At 37.9% G+C, this 22728-nt stretch carries 21 protein-coding genes; 1 reads left to right on the forward strand and 20 read right to left on the reverse strand.

The annotated features are described in order from the left end of the window. Positions 1-134: 134 nt before the first annotated feature. The 5 genes from PQ479_RS14180 to PQ479_RS14200 are packed head-to-tail and all read right to left on the reverse strand — an operon-like array spanning position 135 to position 5131. Positions 135-1493: a DUF58 domain-containing protein gene (locus PQ479_RS14180; RefSeq protein ID WP_047989787.1), complete on the reverse strand. Its 1359-nt coding sequence runs from the start codon at positions 1491-1493 to the stop codon at positions 135-137. Further along, the gene (locus PQ479_RS14185; protein ID WP_047989788.1) at positions 1444-2373 is read right to left on the reverse strand and encodes an AAA family ATPase; all 930 of its coding nucleotides are present in this window, start codon (positions 2371-2373) and stop codon (positions 1444-1446) included. The genes PQ479_RS14180 and PQ479_RS14185 overlap by 50 nt, the downstream gene beginning before the upstream one ends. Next, positions 2370-3503 carry a DUF4350 domain-containing protein gene (locus PQ479_RS14190; RefSeq protein ID WP_053070462.1) on the reverse strand — a complete coding sequence of 378 codons (1134 nt, stop codon included), beginning with the start codon at positions 3501-3503 and terminating at the stop codon, positions 2370-2372. The genes PQ479_RS14185 and PQ479_RS14190 overlap by 4 nt, the downstream gene beginning before the upstream one ends. Before the next feature lie 19 nt (positions 3504-3522). Next, positions 3523-4167 carry a DUF4129 domain-containing protein gene (locus PQ479_RS14195; RefSeq protein ID WP_047989789.1) on the reverse strand — a complete coding sequence of 215 codons (645 nt, stop codon included), beginning with the start codon at positions 4165-4167 and terminating at the stop codon, positions 3523-3525. A 43-nt stretch (positions 4168-4210) separates the two neighbouring features. Continuing rightward, positions 4211-5131 carry a hypothetical protein gene (locus PQ479_RS14200; RefSeq protein ID WP_047989790.1) on the reverse strand — a complete coding sequence of 307 codons (921 nt, stop codon included), beginning with the start codon at positions 5129-5131 and terminating at the stop codon, positions 4211-4213. A 168-nt stretch (positions 5132-5299) separates the two neighbouring features. Here PQ479_RS14200 and PQ479_RS14205 point away from each other — a divergent pair, with 168 nt between their 5' ends. Further along, positions 5300-5785 (forward strand): hypothetical protein, encoded by a 486-nt coding sequence (locus PQ479_RS14205; RefSeq protein WP_273717051.1) that lies wholly within the window; start codon positions 5300-5302, stop codon positions 5783-5785. Here the strand turns inward: PQ479_RS14205 and PQ479_RS14210 are convergent. The 15 genes from PQ479_RS14210 to PQ479_RS14280 form a co-directional block, all read right to left on the reverse strand. Then, positions 5739-6014: a hypothetical protein gene (locus tag PQ479_RS14210; protein WP_047989792.1), complete on the reverse strand. Its 276-nt coding sequence runs from the start codon at positions 6012-6014 to the stop codon at positions 5739-5741. The two genes, PQ479_RS14205 and PQ479_RS14210, sit on opposite strands and share 47 nt — an antisense overlap. A gap of 327 nt (positions 6015-6341) precedes the next feature. Next, the gene (locus PQ479_RS14215; RefSeq protein WP_047989793.1) at positions 6342-6884 is read right to left on the reverse strand and encodes a hypothetical protein; all 543 of its coding nucleotides are present in this window, start codon (positions 6882-6884) and stop codon (positions 6342-6344) included. Beyond that, on the reverse strand, positions 6874-7254 hold the full coding sequence (locus PQ479_RS14220) for a hypothetical protein (protein ID WP_053070463.1): 381 nt from the start codon (positions 7252-7254) through the stop codon (positions 6874-6876). Before PQ479_RS14220 ends, PQ479_RS14215 begins: the two co-directional genes overlap by 11 nt. A 285-nt stretch (positions 7255-7539) precedes the next feature. After that, entirely contained in the window at positions 7540-9417 is a 1878-nt protein-coding gene (htpG, locus tag PQ479_RS14225) for a molecular chaperone HtpG (RefSeq protein WP_273717052.1), read from the reverse strand. Between the two features lie 181 nt (positions 9418-9598). After that, positions 9599-10651, reverse strand: a complete 1053-nt coding sequence (gene rhaS / locus PQ479_RS14230) for a rhamnose ABC transporter substrate-binding protein (protein ID WP_047989794.1) — start codon at positions 10649-10651, stop codon at positions 9599-9601. A gap of 62 nt (positions 10652-10713) precedes the next feature. Then, the gene (locus tag PQ479_RS14235; protein WP_047990084.1) at positions 10714-11754 is read right to left on the reverse strand and encodes an ABC transporter permease; all 1041 of its coding nucleotides are present in this window, start codon (positions 11752-11754) and stop codon (positions 10714-10716) included. 11 nt (positions 11755-11765) lie between these two features. Next, entirely contained in the window at positions 11766-12800 is a 1035-nt protein-coding gene (locus tag PQ479_RS14240) for an ABC transporter permease (RefSeq protein ID WP_273717053.1), read from the reverse strand. A gap of 26 nt (positions 12801-12826) precedes the next feature. Continuing rightward, positions 12827-14338 (reverse strand): sugar ABC transporter ATP-binding protein, encoded by a 1512-nt coding sequence (locus tag PQ479_RS14245; RefSeq protein WP_047989795.1) that lies wholly within the window; start codon positions 14336-14338, stop codon positions 12827-12829. Positions 14339-14361: 23 nt separating this feature from the next. Continuing rightward, positions 14362-14676 carry an L-rhamnose mutarotase gene (rhaM, locus tag PQ479_RS14250; protein WP_047989796.1) on the reverse strand — a complete coding sequence of 105 codons (315 nt, stop codon included), beginning with the start codon at positions 14674-14676 and terminating at the stop codon, positions 14362-14364. A gap of 36 nt (positions 14677-14712) precedes the next feature. Continuing rightward, positions 14713-16788: a bifunctional rhamnulose-1-phosphate aldolase/short-chain dehydrogenase gene (locus PQ479_RS14255; protein WP_047989797.1), complete on the reverse strand. Its 2076-nt coding sequence runs from the start codon at positions 16786-16788 to the stop codon at positions 14713-14715. Between the two features lie 24 nt (positions 16789-16812). Next, positions 16813-18081: an L-rhamnose isomerase gene (gene rhaA / locus PQ479_RS14260; protein WP_047989798.1), complete on the reverse strand. Its 1269-nt coding sequence runs from the start codon at positions 18079-18081 to the stop codon at positions 16813-16815. After that, positions 18065-19492 carry a rhamnulokinase gene (gene rhaB, locus PQ479_RS14265; protein WP_047989799.1) on the reverse strand — a complete coding sequence of 476 codons (1428 nt, stop codon included), beginning with the start codon at positions 19490-19492 and terminating at the stop codon, positions 18065-18067. The genes rhaA and rhaB overlap by 17 nt, the downstream gene beginning before the upstream one ends. Positions 19493-19619: 127 nt before the next feature. Continuing rightward, a complete protein-coding gene (locus tag PQ479_RS14270; RefSeq protein WP_047989800.1) occupies positions 19620-20582 on the reverse strand; it encodes an AraC family transcriptional regulator in 963 nt (320 codons plus the stop codon). A 198-nt stretch (positions 20583-20780) separates the two neighbouring features. Then, positions 20781-21524, reverse strand: a complete 744-nt coding sequence (locus PQ479_RS14275; RefSeq protein WP_047989801.1) for a MerR family transcriptional regulator — start codon at positions 21522-21524, stop codon at positions 20781-20783. A 46-nt stretch (positions 21525-21570) separates the two neighbouring features. After that, on the reverse strand, positions 21571-22476 hold the full coding sequence (locus tag PQ479_RS14280; RefSeq protein WP_047989802.1) for a TIGR01777 family oxidoreductase: 906 nt from the start codon (positions 22474-22476) through the stop codon (positions 21571-21573). Positions 22477-22728: the final 252 nt, after the last annotated feature.

The raw sequence follows: 22728 nt of genomic DNA on the forward strand, positions 1-22728 counted from the left end.
AGAACAAAATCAAATTGAATGAGGTTCCACCAGTTCAGGAGTAAAACTCTACTTTCATGTTTGTTGGTGGTGGAGCGGTATTGGCTCCACCATGCGGGTTTTATATGAACGTTAGTGACTGCTTTCCCTATCAATTAAATTAACCCTCGATTAAGCATATTAATATAGGAGCTGACGGCTGTTACAGCAATATGTTCTTCTTGTACTTCAACCATTTCGAGTCCTTGCTTTTCCCATCGATTTTGTTCTCGTCGTTTAAATAAAGCTTGCTGCTGGGCCATACTTTTAGTCATCGCTTCTTGTACGGTTTCTGGTGAGAGTTCTGTGACCGCATTTAGCATTTGGTCCTCTACACCAATCATTAAGAACCGATGTCTTCTTCTAATTCTAGTAAGGTAATGCAACGCACTTTCTTCATATAAAAATGTTCGAATATCGCTAAACAGTAATATCAAACTTCTTTTCTTTTGAGCGGTCTCTAAATAATGAAAAACTTCTCCATAATTAGACTCAACTGGCTCTACTTGTAGATCATAGATTTGGTCTAGGATCGTTTGTAAGTGAGCGAGACCCTTTTGCGGTGGAATATAGATGGAGACTTTTTTAGAAAAGGCAATAACCGCAACATAATCACCCTTTTTTAGAGCGGCAGCTGCAACCGTTAATGTCGCTTCAATTGCTTTTTCTAAACGGTTTCCAGTCTTTAATTCCGTTCCCATCATTCTGCCACAATCAATAAGTAAGGTAATGTATTTGCCATGTTCTGGCTCATATTCATTCGTCATTACCTCTCTTAGCTTGGCTGTTTGTCTCCAGTTAATCATTCTTGGGTCATCACCAACGACATAATTTCGTACTTTCGAAAACTCGCCAACCCCACTAACTTGTTTCTTAATTATGGCACCCTCATCATTTAAATAGCGTTGAGCACTTTCTAGATACGCCTTCATTTCAGTAATGTCTGGAATGACCTTTATATATTCCTTTTGTTCAAAGTAATTTTGCCTTTCCCATAGCCCCATCTTGGAACGGTATCTAACAAATAATTCATTAATCTCATAATCACCACGTACTGGTGCTTTAAGTGGATACTGAACCGTTTGAGCTTCTCCCTTCCCCACATGACCGTAAATAGGAAAAGGTTGTGAAAAAGATTGAGGCAATCCATCTATAACACGATAATCTACAGATGTTTTTCCATAATTCGTAAGCGTAAAGCATCCTTCATAATCTAAATTCCGTTCCAACTTATTCGGAATCTCTCTCGTAAGTTCAAGCTCTTTTTTAGCTGGTAAACGAAGTAAATCAGCTAATGAAACTAAGAGGAAAATGATATAAACCGCTATCACCCACGGCCACGTTAATCCTAAATGAGAAAAAATAAATAAAATAAGAGATAGGCCAGCTAGGCATATGACAAATCGCCAAGTTGGTAAAAAACCTTTATCTCGGAACAGCAACCGATCCCACCAATTCTTCGATCGTTTGGTCAATGGTCCGTCCCTCCAATTCTACATGCGGAGATAACTGAATACGATGCCTCAATGCAGGCTTTGCCACTACTTTCACATCATCTGGTGTTACATAATCTCTGCCCGCTAAGTAAGCCCAGGCTTGAGCAGCTCGACCTATAGAAATGGCAGCACGAGTACTTGCACCAATTCGAATCGTTTCCGCATCCCTTGTTTTACGAACAATTTCCATCATATATTTTAAAATATCTTCACTCAATTTCACGGTTTGAATCTCAGTACGAATTTCTCTAAACGTGTCTAAAGATAAAACGGCTTCAAGCACTTCATGGCGAGTTTTCCGCTCTAGAACATGCTTAAGGATACTCTGTTCTTCTTCAAAACTCGGAAAATCAATAAGCAGTTTAAACATAAAACGATCCTGCTGTGCTTCAGGTAATGGGTATGTCCCTTCAAATTCAATCGGGTTTTGTGTCGCAACTACAAAGAAAACCTCTTCAAGAAGATAGGTTTCTCCTTGAATCGTTACCTGTTGCTCTTCCATCGCCTCTAATAAAGCTGCCTGAGTTTTTGCTGGAGTCCGGTTAATTTCATCAGCCAATAGAACGTTGGTAAAGATAGGGCCTTTGAGCGTTTTAAAATCGCCTTCTTTCAAATCATAGATAGCACTACCTGTAATATCACTTGGCAATAAATCAGGTGTAAATTGAACTCGATTAAAGTCCCCACCTAAAAGTCCTGCTAATGTACGAACTGTTTGGGTTTTCCCAGTACCAGGCACTCCTTCTAATAAGACATGTCCACCTGCTAAAACAGCCGACAATAATAAACGTAAGTTGTGATTCTGTCCTAAAATTTGTTGCTCATACTTTTCTATTAAGGATGTTAATTCTTCTCTCATCCTTGCTCCACCTCTTTTCGGAAATGTTCAATCCTTTTTGACCATTGTAAAAATTCCTGCTTACTTACTTCTGGCTTAGCTAACACACGTTGTAAGCCTTCCATAAATCTGTGTATTTCTTTCTCATTAAATTGATGTGAGAACCTCGCTGTCAATCCATCTGCGATTTCATTCAAAGTATGGGATGAAGAAATACCAAAGCGCTCTTGAATCCTCACTTTTAAAAAATCTGCTTGAATCTGTAAGCCACTTTTATATTGCTTACTTCTTAAATGCCATGCAGCTAACGCCCGTAACGATTCATAGCTAAAACGCACCGTTTCCTCGCGTACCGACTCAATAGGTCCAAATCGCTTACCTTGAACCCATAAAATAAAGATGGTCAGCAGTATAAGCTGCACAAAGAGAAGTTGGAACCAAAATGGATACAATTCATAATAGCTATCAATTTGATCTGGATTATGAACAAATTCATCTATCAGCACTGTTGTTCCCGCATCCATATGTTCATTCATCAACGATAAAACTAGTTCGAGATGATCACCATCTAAAATAAAGTGATTCATTAACCACTCGGGCGTCACCGTTACAATCAATGAGCCTTCACCTAGTTGTTGTTCTGTGGCAATTGGTCCCCACTCATCTTCTACTAACAGATGGTTCGTATCATCAACGATTAACCTTAATGGTGTCGATACGATTCCTTCTTTTAACTCTCCATCTGCCGTAGTCACTTCAACAGGTTCTTCTGAAAGTTCCACCGCTGCAATATCTGTAGCTAGTCCAAAATACTCTGTTGGATAATGACTCATAAAAATGAGGGTGTTCCCAGCTTCAACAAAGCGAATATACTGTTCCATCTCTTCACGGGAAAGCATATAAGCTGGCTCAATCATTAGCATCACCTGGTTTTCACCTTGTAAATGAATGGGCGCATGTTCCCATCGCTCTACCTCCAACTCTTGCCCATCAAAATATGTATACAACGCTTTTGTTCCAGATGGCGAAGGTGATTCTGAAACAAAAGGTGGAAATTCCTTAGGTTGCTGAGCAAACACAAAATAACCCGCTCCCCAAAATAACACCAATCCTATGACCATATAAAACCAAATTTTCTTTGTTGAACTCAAGGTACAAAATCACCTCCTTCTACTCTTCGTCAACTTGCCGATTCTCATCCATTAACATCGTCATTGCTTCTTCTTTAAAACGGCTATACTCACTCTCAGAAACATCGTGACTTCCATATGTGGCTCGGTCAAATAATAAGGCAAAATCAAAGAATCGCTCTGCTCTTTTTTTGTCTGTACGAACAAGTTCATCATAATACTCCCAATTTGTTTTCCAACGCTTCGCTACTAACCAGCCTTTTTCATCAAAGAATAAAAGAATCGCTAAAAATAAATGGCGCGTTGCTTGTGAATATTCTCCACTGCTTTCTAACTCATAAGCTTTCTTTTCATGCATTTCATAGGTCCACTCAGTTTCAGTTAGTACTTCTAACGGCTTACTATCTCGAAAACGTCTTTTCCTCTGGATAGATCGTACCATGAAAATACAACCGATAATTAAAGCTATCACAACGGCTACGACAATACCGAAAATAAGAAATTCATTACCACTTGCCACCTGTTCAAAATCTGGAAACAGTCTACTAATTAGTTCGACAATCCCATTAACAATCGCGTTAAGGACTCGGGAAAAGATCCCTTGTGTATCCTCATAATAAATCGTATACTCACGTTCACTTAAAATCTGCTCCAGCTGCTGTCTCGCATTTTGTGGGTCAAGCAAGGAAACACCCCCTCTACTCGTAAACTTTGAAACGAACTAATTATTATGATTTGTAATCGTCCATCATCATTTGCAAATCTTCACCATGATTCCGAACTTTTAAATCAAAGAAAATAACAGCTAAAGCGACAGCCGTAACCATATTAACAAATAGGGCAACAACACTAGCTATGACAGTTGTGAACACACTATAACCGAAGAAAAAGGAGAGAGTAAATTCAACCGCAGTTGCTACCATCAACATGATAATGAAAATAACAGCAAATAACCCGAAAATACGCCAGCCGTGTCCCTTGGTAATATTCCAGCTTTTCCCGATACCTGGAAAATCCTTTTCTACAACGACAAAAGGTAAATATAGGTACCATCTTAATAGGAAGTAAAAAACAAATACGACTAAAGCAATAATAGATAAAATAAACAACAGGATCGTAATCACGTTATCAGCGACCGCGATACTAATCACACCAAATACTAACAATAGGAAAAATGGTACAACAAAGATCGCTACTCCGATTAAATAATAAATAATTGAACTTCCAATTACAGGCCCGAAACGTGAAAATGCACCTTTTAATAAAATACCCGTCGTAAATGTTCGTTGGTTCTTGATTTGTAATACACCAATGATGATCGCTGCCTGAGCGATTGGATATAATATGTAACTAATAATCGCTATAAACGATACCCAAGCATCGCGGGCTAAAACCGTCAAATCATCTTCGACACCAATCTCGTCTATTCCTAACCCAGAAATCATTCTTTCATACCAAGGAGCTCCTGTTTCGCCAGCTTGGAATAAACTTGTTCCATAAGCAAGTTGCACAAGTGCTTCTAACAAAATAAATGGCCCTTGTAAAATAAGGAAAATCAAAAAGAATACACTAAAATTACTTTTACTTAAGCGAAAGGTTTGATCGAGTATCTCGCCAAACCCTTTCGCTTTATTGAATTGATTATCCAACCTTCAATCACCTCGACTATTTTTTCACATATTTCTTATTTTAACATTTTTTATGAATATTGTAGTGTAATTCCCCTTTACAGGAAGAAAAAAACACAGTTCTGATCATTTATTCAAACGATTTATATGCTTTTTACGAAAGATAATTAGTTTGGTTGCAGTTTTTTAATGGATAGTTATATGAAAGGACTATTCACCGCCGTCGGTATCTCTTATTCCGTTTTGCTCGGGCTTTCTACTCTTTTTTCAGCGAGCAACCCCGTGATTCGGCTTTTGCCCGGGCTTTCTCTCCCTTTTTCCGCCACCAACCCCGCGATTCAGCTTTTGCTCGGGCTTTCTCCTGCTTTTTCCGCTCGCAAACCCGTGATTCGACTTTTGCTCGGGCTTTCTTCCACTTTTTTCGCCCGCAACCCCGTGATTCGGCTTTTGCTCGGGCTTTCTCCTGCTTTTTCCGCTCGCAAACCCGAGATTCGGCTTTTGCTCGGGCTTTCTCCTGCTTTTTCCGCTCGCAACCCCAAGATTCCACATCTATACTTCAATACAAATCAAAAAACACTCTCCCCTAAAGCAGGGTTTAGTGTTTTTCATCTTATTGAACCAAAAAATCTTATACCTTACCCCGTTTGTATTTCCTTTCACCCAAAATCCACATAAGCCAGCCAAATAATAATCCGGTTAATGGGAAGATAATAAGGGCCATCATTAATTCCCATACCCAGCCCTCTGAAAAATACTGTGAAAAGGCAAAGCCGTTATCTAAAATTCTTATGAAAAAGAAATATAAGATAGCTGTAGGTATTCCCCAGCCAAGTACTCCATCTTTTAAAATATATATGATAGGCCCTTTTTCTCTGATCTCTGACCATTCTCTCTTTTGACGCATATTGTCACCCCTATTATCCTTACTTTTACTAGATTCGACTTCTATCCCATCCTCATGTTACAATATTCAAAAATATATGAATGCGAGGTTTTTCCCATCAATAAAGTCGATGTTACGCTGTATGATTTTGCTTGGCCTAACCTATTTGGGGATATTGCAGCCATCACCTTCATTTTCCTTTGTCTGTTTCTCCTTTTCAAAGGATTACGAAGCATTAGAAATAGTATTTAGATAGCCGTTCTAAAACGGTTCACTTTAAATAACGTACTGCTCATAAAAAAAAGATGAAAAGGTAAAATCCCCTTTCATCCATTTTTATCATACATGTTAGAAGATGATATCCATTAACTGATCCATCGACATACCACTTTCAACTTCAAAAGAGCCTGGTCTTAAATCATTTTCAAGACCGCGATCTTCAACCTCTTCAAAGAAATCTCGGGCGCGGTCAATAATATTTGCTCCCTCTAAAGCACGACCAACATCAATACTCGTCATACCAGGTGAAACCGTTAACACCGTGCGATAAACAACTTGGTCATCATCATCACTACCGTCAGCATCCTCGTCCTCATCTGCCTCTGACTCTGCTTGAGCTTCTTCTAGCTGAGCCGCAAAATCAGCACTAACCCTTTCAGTCACTGCTAATTCAAGGTCTTCGAGCTGGGTTTGCCATTCCGCTTCCGTTTGAACAACAAAACCTGACTCTTGCAATTCAACAATTAATTCTTCTTCTGTTAAGTCATCAACATCTGAGCTTGCCTCTGCCCCCGCAGATTGATTACTTCCTGTTACATAATAAGCAATTCCACATACACCAACAGTGACAATCATACCGGCAGCAAAACTTTGTAATCCTTTATGCGCCATTGACTACTTTTCCCCCTTCATGAACTTGTCTGATATAAGGGTTTAATTTTTTCTCCACTTCATCAACAGGCAATCTTTTCTCTTTTGCAATGCCCTCTAATGAATAGCCTCGCTTATATAAATCAAGCAACTCTCTTTTTAATTTTCTCTCTCGATCATTCCCTAATTGAATCCCAGCGTCCTTGGCAACAATTTCTAAATCTAGTTCTAAACTACGAATCTCTTTTTGTACATCTTGTACTTCCTGTAGAAAGGAAATCTTTAAATCTTCCATTCTTTCTTCTTCTTGGCTACTATTTCCACTGGCACGCATTGAAAACACTAATAATCCAATGGCAATGACTAACAATACAATAATCGTAACGAGCAAAGCTAGACCCTCCTTATTTGCATAAAAATTAACATATTCTCTACTCTACTTATGTAGCAATACTTCAACTACTAACCGTAAAAAGATTGCCTAACCTTCTTTATTATACATGGAAAACTGCGTGATTTCGATTAGAATCGCGAAAATCCCACAATATTCATGTCCACTCTACAAATCCACAAAAAATTCCAATTTTTTCTCTCTCTTTTAGCCTAAAGAATTATTAGGAAAAAAGAAAAAGCACCAATCACCAACCATGGTCATTAGCGCTTTTTTCCTAAATCATTACACCATTACTTTACACATGTCATTCGTAAATTGAACGGGATCTTGTAATGGTAAACCTTCAATTAATAATGCTTGGTTATATAGGAGATTCGTGTATAAACCTAACTTCTCTTTATCACTTGCATAAGAGCTAGCTAACGCTTTAAAAACTTCGTGCTCTGTGTTAATCTCTAGAACTTTCTCGGCTTTTACATTTTGGTTATCTGGCATCGCCTTAAGGATTTTCTCCATTTCGATGGTCACTTCACCTTCAGTCGCAAAACATACAGGGTGCGTACGTAATCGTTTAGATGCTCGAACATCCTTCACTTTGCCTTCAAGCACTTTTTTCATTTCTGCAAAAAGGTCTTGATGCTCTTCATTTTTCTTACTCTCTTCTTCTTTTGACTGTTCAGAATCAAGCCCTAAATCACCACTTGAAACCGACTTAAATTCTTTCTCTTGGTAATTCATCAGCATCTTAATCGCAAACTCATCTACATCATCAGTAAAGTATAAAATTTCAAAGCCTTTATCTGAAACGAGCTCTGTTTGCGGCATTTTATCAATACGATCAATGGAGTCACCAGACGCATAATAAATATATGTTTGTTCCTCTGGCATTCTTTCGACATACTCAGCAAGCGTTACTAATTTCTTCTCTTTTGAAGAATAGAACATGACTAAATCTTTTAAATCGTCTTTGTTAGCACCGTAATCATTATACATTCCAAACTTTAATTGACGACCGAAAGCTTCATAAAATTTTTCATATTTTTCTCTTTCGTTCTTCAGTAAACCTTGAAGCTGACTTTTGATTTTGTTCTTTATATTTTTAGCAATCATCTTTAACTGACGATCGTGCTGTAAGATTTCACGGGAAATATTTAGGGATAGATCCTCTGAATCCACCATTCCTTTAACAAAACTAAAATAGTCTGGCAGTAAATCCGCACACTTATTCATAATCAGTACACCATTTGAGTATAACTCTAGTCCCTTTTCATACTCTTTCGTATAATAATCGAAAGGCATCGATTCAGGGATAAATAAAATGGATTGATAACGAATCGCACCGTCTACACTAATATGTAAATGTGACAATGGTTTATCGAAACCATAATGCTTTTCTTGATAGAAGTTTTCATAGTCCTCGTCTTGAAGTTCGCTTTTATTCTTACGCCAAATAGGAACAAGACTATTAATCGTTTTCTCTTCTGAAAACTCTTCCCATTCGTCCTCTGTTCCTTCTTTTAGATTACGATTGGTTACGTCCATTTTAATTGGGTAACGAATGAAGTCCGAATACTTCTTCACGATCGCTTGAATACGATACTCCTCTAAGTATTCATCATAGCTTTCTTCTTCTGTATTCTCTTTTATTTTTAACTCAATGGTAGTTCCCACAGAATCTTTGGACACTAATTCAATGGTATACCCATCAAGTCCATCCGACTTCCAAACATAGGCATCTTCAGAATCCAAAGCTCGACTTGTCACGGTTACATCTTCAGCAACCATAAAGGCCGAGTAGAAACCAACACCAAATTGACCAATGATGTCATGACCATCTTTTAATTCATTTTCTGACTTAAATGCTAAAGAACCACTTTTAGCAATTGTCCCTAAATTCTCCTCTAACTCCTCTTTGGTCATCCCAATTCCTGTATCGGTAATCGTAAGAAGTCGTTCATCTTTATTCATATCAATTTTAATAAAATAATCTTCACTATTAAATGTAATGTTGTCGTCTGTTAATGCTCGATAATAGATCTTATCAATTGCATCACTTGAGTTGGAAATAAGCTCTCTTAAAAAGATCTCCTTTTGTGTATAGATCGAATTAATCATCATTTCGAGCAATCGTTTTGATTCAGCTTTAAATTCCTTCTTCAATGATAAACGCCCCTTTCAAATCTAATTAGCACTCTCATTATCTGAGTGCTAAATCTATCATTTTTTTACCATAAAAGAAGGGGACATGTCAATGAATTACCGATAAAAAAAAGCTTCTTTATAAAATCAGACAGGTGATATGTCCGTTCTGTAAAGAAGCTTTTTATCATTCTTGTATAATTTAATAAACTTCCTTCCACTCATCAATATTATCAGCATCAAAACGGTAAGGATCACCTAACAAAATTTGAGTACCTTCACCATCTTCAACGATTTCCAAATTTCCTAAATCTCCAGCATCAAAGCTATCGCCCACTTCACCTGTTATTTCGCCTTCAACTAGAGCTTTAGCGGTTAATCCAGCTGCATAACCGACATCAATCGGATTCCAAAGAAACATCGCTGGTGACACTCCGTTTTGGATATATGTGGCCATTTCACTTGGTAAGCCTAAACCGGTTAACGCAATCTCACCACTTAGACCTCTATCAGATAAAACTTTACCTGCTGCTGCAATCCCAACAGTCGTTGGCGAAACAATACCTTTTAAATTCGGGAATTGTAATAACAAGGCTTCCGTTTCTGAAGTACTCTTATCTCTTAAGTCATCACCATAAACTACACTAACTAGGTCAATGTTCGAATATTGCTCTTCTTCTAAAGTCTCTTGCATATATTCAATCCAAATATTCTGATTGGCTGCTTGTGACGTTGCACTTAAAATCGCAAACTCTCCTTCATTGTCCATCATTTCAGCAATCGCATCTACAAGTGTACGACCAATACTTTCAGGGTTTGCTTGATTGACATGAACCATTCGACTGTTAGCGTTTACAGCAGAATCCATAGATAAAACCTTAATCCCCGCATCCATCGCTTTTTTCAATACTGGTTCCAAAGCGTCTTCATCATTCCCAGCAATCGTAATCGAATCTACTTGCTGTGTAATTAACTGTTCAATGATTTGGATTTGCCCTTCTGCAGTTGGCTGATCTGGCGAACGCAAAATTACTTCATGCCCTTCAATATTTAATGCACTTTCAAAGCCCTCCATCATTTTTTCTCCGTAAGGGTTACCAGTATTCTTAAAGATCATGGCATGTGTCTTTGTTCCATCACCATTATCTCCAGAACCTTCTCCTCCATTAGACTGGCCTGTCTCATCTGAACCACAAGCTGCTAATAATGTTAGTGCTAAACCCACAGTGACAAGTGACTTAAGTAATTTTTTCATGCTTTTACTCCCCTTTATCTTTTATTTGAACAGAGGCATCCATGATAGAATGCCTATGTAGTTCATTCCTTTACTTGTTGAGACTCTTTATTCTTCTTAAAACGGTTAGCCAGTTGATATAGGTTTGTTTTTGGTATCGCAACAGCAATAATTAACAACGCACCAATAATAATTAACATCGTTTGTGAGGAGATATTGATAAGGCCTAGCCCGTATTGCAAATAGCCAATAATAAATACCGCAATAATTGCCCCAATCATTCGACCCTTTCCTCCTGCTGTACTTATCCCACCTAATGCAACCATCGTAATTACATCTAATTCATACATCATCGCTACATTGGGTCTCGTGCTCCCCATCCTTGATGCAAGAAATATCGCCGTTACAGCCGCCATTAACCCTGCTAATGTGAAAACAATTACTTTTACTTTATCGACCTGAACACCTGAGAAACGGCTTGCTTTAGGGTTATTTCCAATCGCGTATACATGCCGTCCAAATGTGGTCTTATGCAATAACAATGTAAATAAAACAGCCAACACAATAAATGCAATTAAAATGAAAGGAACCCCACCAATATTTCCCCAGCCAAAAAAACTAAACCATTCTGGAAAACTACCAGAAGCTTGATCCTCCAAGAATACATAAGCAATTCCACGATATAGAATCATTGTTCCTAATGTGACAATGACCGCTGATAATTCTTTAAACTTAACTATCAATAATCCATTTAAAAGACCACATAATCCGCCGACAATCAAACATATAACAATCGCCATTTCCATCGGCACACCTAAATTATTATAAAGCGTTGCCATGACTACAGATGATAAGGCAACTGTTGACCCTACAGATATATCAATATCTCTTAAAATCATAATCATGACCATCGGGAAAACGATAAAGGCCTTATCAAGAAATACACTCGTTGCGCTGATTAGCCCACTACCACTTAGAAAATAAGGTGATAGATTCGTATTAATAATAAGAACTAATATAAATACGAGGATTAGAACCCATTCCCACTGAAAGAAAAATCGTTTAAGTGAAAACTCTTGTTTATTTTTTAAAGTTCGACGTACATATTCGGTATGATTAGTCATACTTTCCACCTTTAAATCCTCCTCTTCAGTAGGTTATTTCGTTCGACACCACGCTTGACCAGAGCGTTTATCAATACAGCTCCAATAATAATAGAGCCTTGAATAGCCATTTGCCAAAAAGGTGACACTCCTATGAGTGGTAAGGCATTATTTAGAATCCCTAGTAAAGCAGCACCTAAAATGACGCCAAGTACCTTACCAGAACCACCGGCTATACTAACACCACCGAGAATACATGCTGCAATAACTGTTAACTCATAACCAGATGCGGTATCACCTTGTGCTGATGCAAATTTTGATACCCACAAAACACCTGATAAGCCTGCAAGGCCACCCATGATGGAATAAACGATAAATAAAATTTTTGTCTCGTTAATACCACTCACTTTAACTGATTCTGGATTACTCCCAACTGCATATATTTGTCTACCCGTCATCGTATGATTAATAAAGTAGTAACCGATTATATAAATGACAATGGCAATAAAGACGAGCGTATTGATACCTAAAATTGTACTTGTTGCGATACCAACAAAGCTTTCTGGCATTTGATAGGCGCTTACCCATTGGCCATCACTCACCGTATACGTTAGACCACGATATATATTCATCATTGCTAATGTTGCAATAATTGGTAAAATACCTATCTTAGATACTAAAAAACCAATGACAAGCCCACAAGCTATTCCAATCGCAATTCCTAATAAGATTGCAAATAATGGATGCAATGTTGGATAGGCACTCACGGTTTGAGCGACAATCATTCCTGACAATGCTAAAGTTGCACCAATCGATAAATCAATACCTCTTGTAATGAGAACGAGCATCATCCCTAACGCCAATAAACTAAGTATAGCCGTATTCGTAATTAAATCGGTTACATTTCCAACCGTTAAAAAACTTGGATTACGCATTTGAATAAAAATACATAACAAAATGATAAATACGAGTAACCCTAATTCTCGAAACTTTGAAATGCCAACTAGTATGGATACCTTCTTTTCATCGGTTACTTCCTGTGAATCTCCCATACTGATTTGTGCCAAATACCTCACCTCTTTTCTGCACGTTCTTAAACAGAGCTTTGTTTTTTCGTTTCTGTCATTGCCGCTTCTAAAATCAATTCTTGCGTAGCCTCTTCTTTTGTAACTATTTTCTTAATACGACCTGATTTCATGACAACAATCCGATCACTCATACCAAGAACTTCAGGCATTTCCGAGGACACCATAATAATGCCATATCCTTGAGCTGCTAGATCATTGATAATTTCATAGATAGCTGATTTAGCCCCTACGTCTACACCTTTAGTTGGTTCATCTAAAATAATAATATCTAGCTCTTTTGTTAATAACTTAGCCACCGCAACCTTTTGCTGATTTCCACCTGATAAGGAACTAACTAAATCAAAAATACCATTGGCTTTTACATGGACTTTTTCTCCAAGCTCTTTCGCCAATTTATTTTCATTCTTTTCTCGAAGCCAGCCCTTTTTTGATAAACTACTTAATGCCGGTAATGTAATGTTTTTACCAATTCCCCATTGTAAAACCAGTCCCTGATCTTGACGGTCCTCCGGTAAATAACCGATGCCCAATTTCATCGCAACTCTCGGACTTTTAATCTTGACCTTTTTTCCTTTTAGAATCATTTGACCTTTTTCATAAGGAGTTAGTCCAAATAGTGCTTGGCAAACCTCTGTTCTTCCAGCACCTACTAATCCAGTTAATCCTAAAATTTCACCTTTGTGTAATGAAAAAGAAATATCAGCAAAATGGCCGACTTTACTTAATCCGTTGACCTCTAAAATCTTCTCTCCAATTTGCCCCTTCTTCTCTGGGAATACTTGTGTGATTTCGCGTCCAACCATAGCCACAATTAAATGTTCATTAGATATCTCATCTATTGCCCAGGAACCAATATATTTAGCATCACGTAAAACAGTTACTTGAGAAGCCAATCGATACATATCCTCAAAGCGATGAGAAATGAAAATAATAGATGCCCCTTGGTCTCGCAAACTTTCAGCAATCTTATATAACTCTTCACTTTCCCTTGACGTTAATGCTGCTGTCGGTTCATCCATAATGATTATTTTGGCATTGGTTGAAATCGCTTTGGCAATTTCGACAATTTGTTGTTGGGCAACACTTAATGTTCCCATCTCCGTCTTAGGGTCAATCGTTGACCCTAATGAGCGTAATATATCTTTTGCTTCTTTATGCATCTGTTTCCAAAGGAGCCTTCTTGTCCCTTTTTGTACCTTCTCATGCCCCATAAAGATATTTTCCGTTACAGTTAAATCTGGATAATTAGTCACATGCTGATATATAGCTGCAATACCTAAAGCTTGAGCTTCCTTTGGGTTTTTTAGTTCTACCTTTTTACCACGTACGAACATATCACCTTTATTCGGTTGATGGACGCCTGTTATTACTTTAATAAACGTTGATTTCCCTGCTCCATTTTCACCCATTAACGCATGAATTTCACCTGGTTTCAGTTGGAAATGAACATCATCCAGTGCTTTTACACCAGGAAACTCTTTAGTTATATTCCTAAGTTCTAACACATAATCAGACATTCCCTCACTCCTTTGAACATAACTTATTCCAAATAAAAGACCTCTGACATTTCTATAGAGACTGGACTTCTATCGGCATTTGTTTCCATCAACGGTTCCATATAAGTCCACCATTTTTGGCAAATGTCTGTTTGAGCCACCTGTTCATAGAGCTGTTCATCTTTTACCCATAGATAAGCGAATAATTGGCCCGTCTCTTTTAGTAAAAAAATAGAATAGTGGCTTACACCATAATCTTTCAATGTCTGTTTCATTTCTGGCCATAATTCATGATGTCTTCTCTCGTACTCTTCATAAAATTCTTTATGAACCTTCATCACAGATGCCAACCTTTTCACTGGTCATACTCCCTTCACTTAGATTGTCCCACCGTCTTAACGTGTAAAAGCAGCAGGTACACCTCCATCTACCGTTAACATACAACCTGTTGTTTTACTTGCTTTCGATGATGCAAAAAATAAGATCGACTCAGCTATATCGGTTGGGTAAATATTAACACCAAGCGTTGTTCTTTTTTTATAATGATCTTCTAATTGGTCAGGTGCAATTCCATAAGCGGCAGCTCGTTCCTCTCGCCATGCGGATCCCCAAATCGCGGATCCCTGTAATACAGCATCAGGTAAGACTGTATTCACTCGAATTCCATATTCGCCACCTTCTGCCGCTATACAACGGGCTAAATGTGCTTCCATTGCTTTGACAGCACTATAGGCGGAAGCATTTTTCCCTGCATATATCGAATTTTTAGAGCCGATAAAGACCATACTTCCACCCGTTTTTTGTTGTTTCATGAGTGTGAAAGCTTCCTTAGCAACGAGGAAGTATCCTGTACCAAGTACATCCATGTTTAACTGCCATTCTTTTAATGTCGTCTCTTCAAAAGGACTAGATGTAGCCAAACCAGCATTATTAACTAAGACATCTACACCACCATAAGTTCTCGCAACCTCAGCAAATGCCTCTTGGATTTCGTCTTCACTCGTGACATCCATCTTTAATGCTAACGCTCGACCTTCTCCCCATTTATCATTAATCTCACTTGCTACTCGTACGGCACCTTCAAGGTTCAAATCTGCCAAGACTATATGTGCCCCTTTTTCAACAAATTGACGGCCTGTCTCACTGCCGATTCCCCCAGCACCACCTGTAATAAATACGACCTTCCTAGAGAATTCACTCTCCATTGGAGCTAACGATAATTTATAAAGTTCTAATGGCCAATATTCGATCTCATAGGACTCTTCCTCATTTAATGAAACAAAGTTGCCTAATGCAGTTGTACCACGCATGACCGAAATAGCCCTTGTATATAAGGCTCCACTTACCTGTGCATTGGCTAGAGATTTACCTGTATTGATCATGCCAACTCCTGGAATTAACACTACACGGGGGGACGGCTCAAACATTTGGTCATCTTGGTGAGCATTTCGCTCAAAATAGGCCACGTATTCCTCTTGATAAGCAGAAATCCCTGCAGAAATAGCTTCCTTTAAACGCGTAAGTTCGGATTCAGGTGTCCAATCAATAAATAAGGGAACCCTTTTTGTATGAACGAGATGATCGGGACAAGCTGCGCCTACTTGGGATAGCTCATTCGCACCGTAACTATTGACAAACTCTAAAATAGAGTCTGAGTCATCATAGGTTACTAACATTTTCCGTTCTCCATCACTTACTAACCCACGTATTAGTGGCATAATCTCACTTAAAATTCTTTGCCGCTCTTCTACATCAGGTAATGATTTGTACTTCTTACCTCCAAAGATGTCATCAGAACTTTTACGCTTCTCTTCAATAAATGCTTCCGCCTCTTGAATTACCGAGATCGTTTTATGATAGCTTTCTTCGGCTGTATCTCCCCAAACAACAAGGCCATGCTTTTCCATTAATACGAGCTCCGCATCTGGGTTTTGTGCCACCCCTTCAGCGATCATTTTTGACAATTGAAACCCTGGTCTTATATAAGGCACCCAAACAAAACGTTGACCAAATAATTCATTCGCTAACTCACGGCCGTTATCCGCACAACATAAGCTAATAATCGAATCGGGATGAGTGTGGTCAACATGTTTAAACGGTAGAAAAGCATGTAATAATGTTTCAATAGAAGCTCTAGGATGTGTAGGCTCTAACATGCAATGGCTTAAGTAGTTGACCATATCCGCATCATTCATTTCTTCTCTCTCTTTTAACGGCTCAATATCAGCTAATTTTAGTGCCGTAAAGTTTTCCTTCTTCATCGACGCTAAGTCAGATCCACTGCCTTTTACCCATAATACGTCAATCTCTTCACCACGAAAATCTACTTCTCTCGTTTTCATTGAGGTATTACCCCCACCCCAATTACACACCGCTCGGTCTGAACCAATCAAATTAGAGCGGTAGACCAACTCACCTAGACCTGCTTCAATCATTTCTGCCACGTCAGGATTCCATTTATTCACAACCATATTTTCTTCCCACCTTCATTCTTTTTAACTACCTACTTTTTCATCTTCTCTCTTAAACTGAACATCTTTTTCGTATTGCTGGACAACGTCTAACCACTCGTTCTCTGTTGCCACACCCATACGCTTGCAGTATTCATCCCAAATATCCCCAAACGGAAACGTTTTTATTTGCTCCTGTAGTGCAAGCCTTGATGTAAAATCCCCTCTATCCTGCAACTCTTTTAAATAGTTATGTGGGATTAACGCTGCATACAAGAGTGCTTTTTTCATATTTCTTGTGCCTATTACCCAAGCTGCTACACGATTAATACTTGCATCAAAAAAATCTAAGCCTATATTGACCCGCTCCAACGCATTATTACGGACAAGCTCCGTTGTAATTTCTCGTAACTCATCATCAAATGTAACAACATGGTCGCTATCCCAACGTACCGGTCTAGATACATGTAGGGCAACTCTAGAATGAAACAAAAGCATCGCCGACAGTTTGTTTGATACCATTTCAGTAGGGTGAAAATGTCCTGTATCTAATAAGCAAAGTTTCCCACTTTGATTAGCATAATTCATATAAAACTCATGCGAACCAACGACATAAGCTTCAGAGCCAATTCCAAATAACTTACTCTCTACGGCATCTATGACATACTTAGGATCGAATTCTTCCGCATAAATCTCATCCAATGATTCTTTTAAACGTTTACGTGGTGTAAGCCTGTCACTCGGCGTATCCTTAAAACCATCAGGGACCCATAAGTTGACAAGGGAGGCAGTGCCTAATTCTTCAGCAAAATAAGCGGCAATTCTTCTGGATGCTTTACAATGATTAATCCAAAACTTGCGAATTTCATCTTTTGGATGAGCAAGTGTTAAACCATCCGCCGCCATTGGATGTCCAAAAACAGTTGGATTGAAATCAAGTCCAATACCTAACTTTTTGGCCCAATCAACCCACTTCCTAAAATGTTCAGGCTTTAGTTGATCTCTTTCGACAAACTCACCATTTGTTTCCGCATACATCGCATGTAAATTCACTCGATGTTTTCCTGGAATTAAGCTAAGTGCTTTTTCTAAGTCTGCCCGAAGCTCATTACCATCTCTTGCACGCCCCGGGTAATTGCCGGTCACTTCAATCCCACCTGAAAGCTCATTCTGAACAGCCTCTGTCCCTTTTAAATCATCACCCTGCCAGCAATGTACAGAAATTGAAACGCGACGTACCTTCGTAAAAGCCTCTTCTATATCTATCCCCCATTGCTCATATACTTCTTTTGCATTCTCAAACCTCATTGACATAGGTGCCACTTCCTTTTGGTTGATAATAATGAATTTCAAATGATTGCTTGATTAATTTTCTCGCTTCAGATAATGAAGCTATTTCACCAGTAGCCATAGCCTGAACGATATAATTACCAATCGCTGTTGCTTCAGTTGGCCCAGTGCTGACAATACGGTTGATTTGATTAGCTAAAAGTTGATTCAACTCTAAATTAGCTGAACCACCACCGATAATTTGAATAGATGAATAAGGTTGATCAACGATTGCTTCAATCTCTTTAATTGCTTCTTTATAGCTTTCTATTAAACTCAAATAAATACATCTCGTCAGATCAGCCGGTTCAATTGGTTCAGGAAATCCTGCTTCCTTACACGCGGAACGTATTTCCGTAATCATGTTATTTGGCTTTAAAAATCGTGAATCATTCACATTTATCACACCCGAATAATTTGACCACTTACTAGCGTTTGCTAACTCTTCAAAAGTCCATCGTTCATCTAATAATCTTTTCACTTCTTGAATCATCCAAAGTCCCATTATATTTTTTAAAAAACGAAAGCGGCCATCCACGCCCCCTTCATTCGTAAAATTGGCTTCTAACGCAGGTCTCACACATAATGGGAAGTGGTTTTCAATCCCAATTAGGGACCATGTTCCTGAGCTGATATAAATAGAAGACTTCGATTCTGGCAAGGCAGCTACGGCCGATGCTGTATCATGTGTAGCTGGCAAAATCACTTCTAATCGCACACCTAGTTCCTCTTCTATTTCTTTTGTGACGAAGCCCATATTTGTACCAGGCTTATGTAGTGATTGAAAAATCTCACTCGGTAACTCTAATTGCTTTAATAGAGATTGATCCCATTCTTTTGTAAAAACATCTAGTAGTTGTGTCGTAGATGCATTTGTATACTCATTCACTAACTTCCCAGTTAACAAATAGTGAAAATAATCTGGTAACATTAAAAAGTATTTGGTTTTTTCTAAAATCTCCGGCTGCTTTGCTTTGATAGCTAATAACTGATAAATCGTATTAAAAGGTTGAAAGGCAATTCCGGTGCGCTCATACAAATTTTCTTCCCCTAGCTGTGCGATGACCTTTTCCATCATGCCCTTTGTTCGCGGGTCTCGATATGACACAGCCTCTGTTAGTAAATTTTTGTCTTGATCAAGAAGTACAAAATCTACAGCCCACGTATTAATACCAATGCTGATAGGATTTAATCCATTCTTCACACTTATTTGAATACCTTTTTTAATTTCATTAAAAAGCTTTTCGATATCCCAACAAAACTGTCCATTTTTCTCAATTAATTTATTTTCAAAGCGATGAACCTGCATAAGGTTAATTTTTCCCTGCTCGATTCTTCCCGCCATCACTCTTCCACTTGATGCACCTATGTCTACCGCTAATCGGTGAGCATACATTCGATTATCACCTCTATCCTTACAACATCTTAAGTAAACATTAAGCGTTTTCAATCACGAATCCAATATTTATATTTGACAAAAAACTGTCCTTATTTGCAATCTTCATAAATAAAAAAAATGCCACTCATCCTTGAAGTGACATTTCTTTACGATAATTTAATGGTGTTCTACTGAACCTTTTCTTAAAAATCTTATAAAAGTAACTAAAATTCATGTAACCTACTTCTTCAGAGATGACACCTACCGGGATATTAGTTTGTTCGAGCATCTTAGCTGCAACATCTAACCTTTTCTCCTGTAATAGCATCTTAAACGTTTTATTTGTTTGTTTTTTTACGACCTTACTTATGAGGTAATCTGGTTGGTTGAGCCTTCTAGAAAGTTCCGTCAAAGATGCATGCTTATATTCTTCATGAATATACGCTAATGTTTCTCTCATCCATTGATTATGAAGAGAGTTCTCATGTACCCCTTCTAATGTATTCGCTTTCTTTGTCAATTCAACAATTAACTGCCCCACATATAACTTTATCATTGGCTTAGAAAATGGTCCTGGCGATATAATTTCCTCAAGTATGGTATTAATCAAAGCTTGGATGGTTTCTTCCTCCGCACATTTAAAGTGTAAATATTGGCCGAATTGCTCGGTATTATGGATACTATTCACGAGAAAACTATAAAGTGGTCCCTCTATATTAAGCAATGAAAAAATATACTCAAAGAAAGTAGGTTGGATAATAAAATTAATAATGATGTCTTCTTTTTGACAGACTTCAATTTGATGTTCAATATGCTGATTTAAAATAAGCAATTCACCTTTATTTAAATGAACGGTGTGCTTACCTATTGCTTGAGTAGAGCTGCCATGATACACATAATTCATCTCAATATAATCATGCTTATGTCTCGGGAATTCAATAAAGCGGGTATGTTTTCTTATCATAATTTCTGATCCAGGCTGTAGAAACTTACTTGCTTCAATAACAAAGCTTTTTTTTGAAGTATACCAAGACTGCAATACATGACGATTTCTTAAAACCTCTTCTTCTTCATCTGTAAACGTTAGCATTTGTTCTAATAAAGACATCTTAGCCCCTCCGCTAAATAGATTAGAACTACTTCAGCTCATCTTTTATCGTAATGTAATCCGTAAACATCTCTCTTTATTCCTAGGACTAGTGTATATAACTATTTGATTTTTCGCAATATTAACCCTAACAAAAAAAGCTGTTTGAAGGATATTCCTCAACAGCTTTTTTGACTATTCACTTACATATAACAAAGATTATCCAAACTTTTTCTCATAATGCTCCATAGCCTTTGTTAACCATTCTGATTCACTCTCCATAAAAGGAGAATAGGCGGTGAGCTCCTCTACTTCTATGTCATCAATACCTTTTAAAATATCGACTAGCTCTTGGTCAAGAAATGAATCTGTATACGTAATAAATTCCCTGATAAATTGCTCTGCCTCTTCTGAATCATATGGCTTATTCTTCATTTCCTTTAATGAATTCATAAAGGTAAAATAGTGCTGATCAATTTCTTTCTGCCTTTCTGGTGATACTGAAAATAATCGATCGGCTATATCAGGCGTTGTATATTTAGCGATCCAATCTTTCTGGTGCGGCTCTGTCTGAACACCATTAATAAAGCTTATGAAAACACTTGGGTCATATTGTTTTTTATCATCGATATTTTCTAATGTTCGATCAATCGCTTCAATGACATGGTTAATTTGACTCTTTTTTTGCTCGAATGAATACTTTTGAAACTTTAAGCTTTCTTTTAAATGATTCACATCATGAATTTGACTAATCATTTGAGCAATTTCTTCAAGCGAATACCCTAACCATTTAAACGTAACAATCTGCTGTAATGTGATGAGATCTTGGTCTTCATATTGCCTATGACCGGTTGTTGGGTGCTTCTTCGGCGTTAACAAACCGATTTCATCGTAATAATGTAACGTTCTAACGGAAGTGCTTGTTTTTTTCGAAAATTCACCAACGGAATACGTCTGCCCCATTGTATCAGCCCCTGCTTTGTTGTTTCATTTATTATACTACTTGACGTTACGTACGGTACAATCCTTTAGTAGAAATTTCTTCTAAGGCTACCTCAATAGTTGGATATTGGAAAGTAAAACCTTTCTGCAGAAAACGGTCTGGAGTGACCCAACGACTTTTTAACAACAATTCTGTTTCTGTTCGTAAGAAAAAAGCTCCCACCTCAAGCATCCATTTCGTAGCCGGTAATCCCAACTTACGATTGTACGCCATTCTCACCGTCTTCATAAAGGTACGATTAGTAATAGGAAACGGTGCTGCCGCATTATAAATTCCTTCTACTTCCTCATATGTCATCGTAAATAACACCATTTGGAATAAGTCCTCTATATGAATCCAACTAAACATTTGCTTACCGTTGCCTTGATGACCACCCAATCCAAACTTTGCTAAGGTCGAATAAGGAATCATCACTCCACCAGATTGACCAAGAACAATGGAAATTCGAAGAGTAACCTGCCGTGTTTCCTTAAGCTTATGTGAAAAGAAAGCCTGTTCCCATGCCTTGGCAACCTCAACTGAAAATCCAGTACCGATTTCACCCTTTTCTTCTGTCATAGCCCTGTCCTCTGCATGACGATAAATCGTTGCCGTACTAGCGTTAATCCACAGTTTTGGAGGCGTCTTACAAGTAGCAACAAGTTCACCTAAAAGGTTTGTTGTTTCTGTCCTTGAAGAAAAAATTTCTTTTTTATTTTTCTCGTGATAACGGCAATTTACAGACTTCCCTGCTAGGTTAAGTAACAACTCAGCACCTTCTAATGCTTGTTGAATGTTATCCTTCTCTTGCCAGGTAATATGCGGTTGTTGTCGTGAAATAATATAGACCTCGTATCCCATTTCTGAAAATCGTTTTTCAAAGTAATTCCCTGTAAAACCAGTTCCACCTGCTAGAATGACTTTTTTTCTCACCCGAATCACTCACTTCATTATGGATTATTAGAGTTAGTACTTTAAATCGTTCCATTCATATGTGAAACACTTCACATAAATTATACAATTTAACACACTTCAAAACAATGTCTTTTTTGAATGCAGCCAATACATTTCCCAGATCGCTTTTATATGAAAGTTACCTTGGGGCGATGGGTTGTGCCTTGAAGTTCACTTACATACAAAAAAGCCTCTATTCATTTGATAAAATAAACGGGCTCTTTTGATTTT

The sequence above is a fragment of the Alkalihalobacillus pseudalcaliphilus genome, from assembly GCF_028610675.1.
Classification (GTDB): domain Bacteria; phylum Bacillota; class Bacilli; order Bacillales; family Bacillaceae_D; genus Alkalihalobacillus; species Alkalihalobacillus pseudalcaliphilus.

What these genes read in the sequence shown, in the direction of transcription:
- PQ479_RS14185 (WP_047989788.1), bottom strand. Translation starts at nt 2,373, where the DNA reads ATGAGAGAAGAATTAACATCCTTAATAGAAAAGTATGAGCAACAAATT.
- PQ479_RS14205 (WP_273717051.1), top strand. Translation starts at nt 5,300, where the DNA reads ATGGATAGTTATATGAAAGGACTATTCACCGCCGTCGGTATCTCTTAT.
- PQ479_RS14210 (WP_047989792.1), bottom strand. Translation starts at nt 6,014, where the DNA reads ATGCGTCAAAAGAGAGAATGGTCAGAGATCAGAGAAAAAGGGCCTATC.
- PQ479_RS14215 (WP_047989793.1), bottom strand. Translation starts at nt 6,884, where the DNA reads ATGGCGCATAAAGGATTACAAAGTTTTGCTGCCGGTATGATTGTCACT.
- rhaS (WP_047989794.1), bottom strand. Translation starts at nt 10,651, where the DNA reads ATGAAAAAATTACTTAAGTCACTTGTCACTGTGGGTTTAGCACTAACA.
- PQ479_RS14235 (WP_047990084.1), bottom strand. Translation starts at nt 11,754, where the DNA reads ATGACTAATCATACCGAATATGTACGTCGAACTTTAAAAAATAAACAA.
- PQ479_RS14245 (WP_047989795.1), bottom strand. Translation starts at nt 14,338, where the DNA reads ATGTCTGATTATGTGTTAGAACTTAGGAATATAACTAAAGAGTTTCCT.
- PQ479_RS14255 (WP_047989797.1), bottom strand. Translation starts at nt 16,788, where the DNA reads ATGGTTGTGAATAAATGGAATCCTGACGTGGCAGAAATGATTGAAGCA.
- rhaA (WP_047989798.1), bottom strand. Translation starts at nt 18,081, where the DNA reads ATGTCAATGAGGTTTGAGAATGCAAAAGAAGTATATGAGCAATGGGGG.
- rhaB (WP_047989799.1), bottom strand. Translation starts at nt 19,492, where the DNA reads ATGTATGCTCACCGATTAGCGGTAGACATAGGTGCATCAAGTGGAAGA.
- PQ479_RS14270 (WP_047989800.1), bottom strand. Translation starts at nt 20,582, where the DNA reads ATGTCTTTATTAGAACAAATGCTAACGTTTACAGATGAAGAAGAAGAG.
- PQ479_RS14275 (WP_047989801.1), bottom strand. Translation starts at nt 21,524, where the DNA reads ATGGGGCAGACGTATTCCGTTGGTGAATTTTCGAAAAAAACAAGCACT.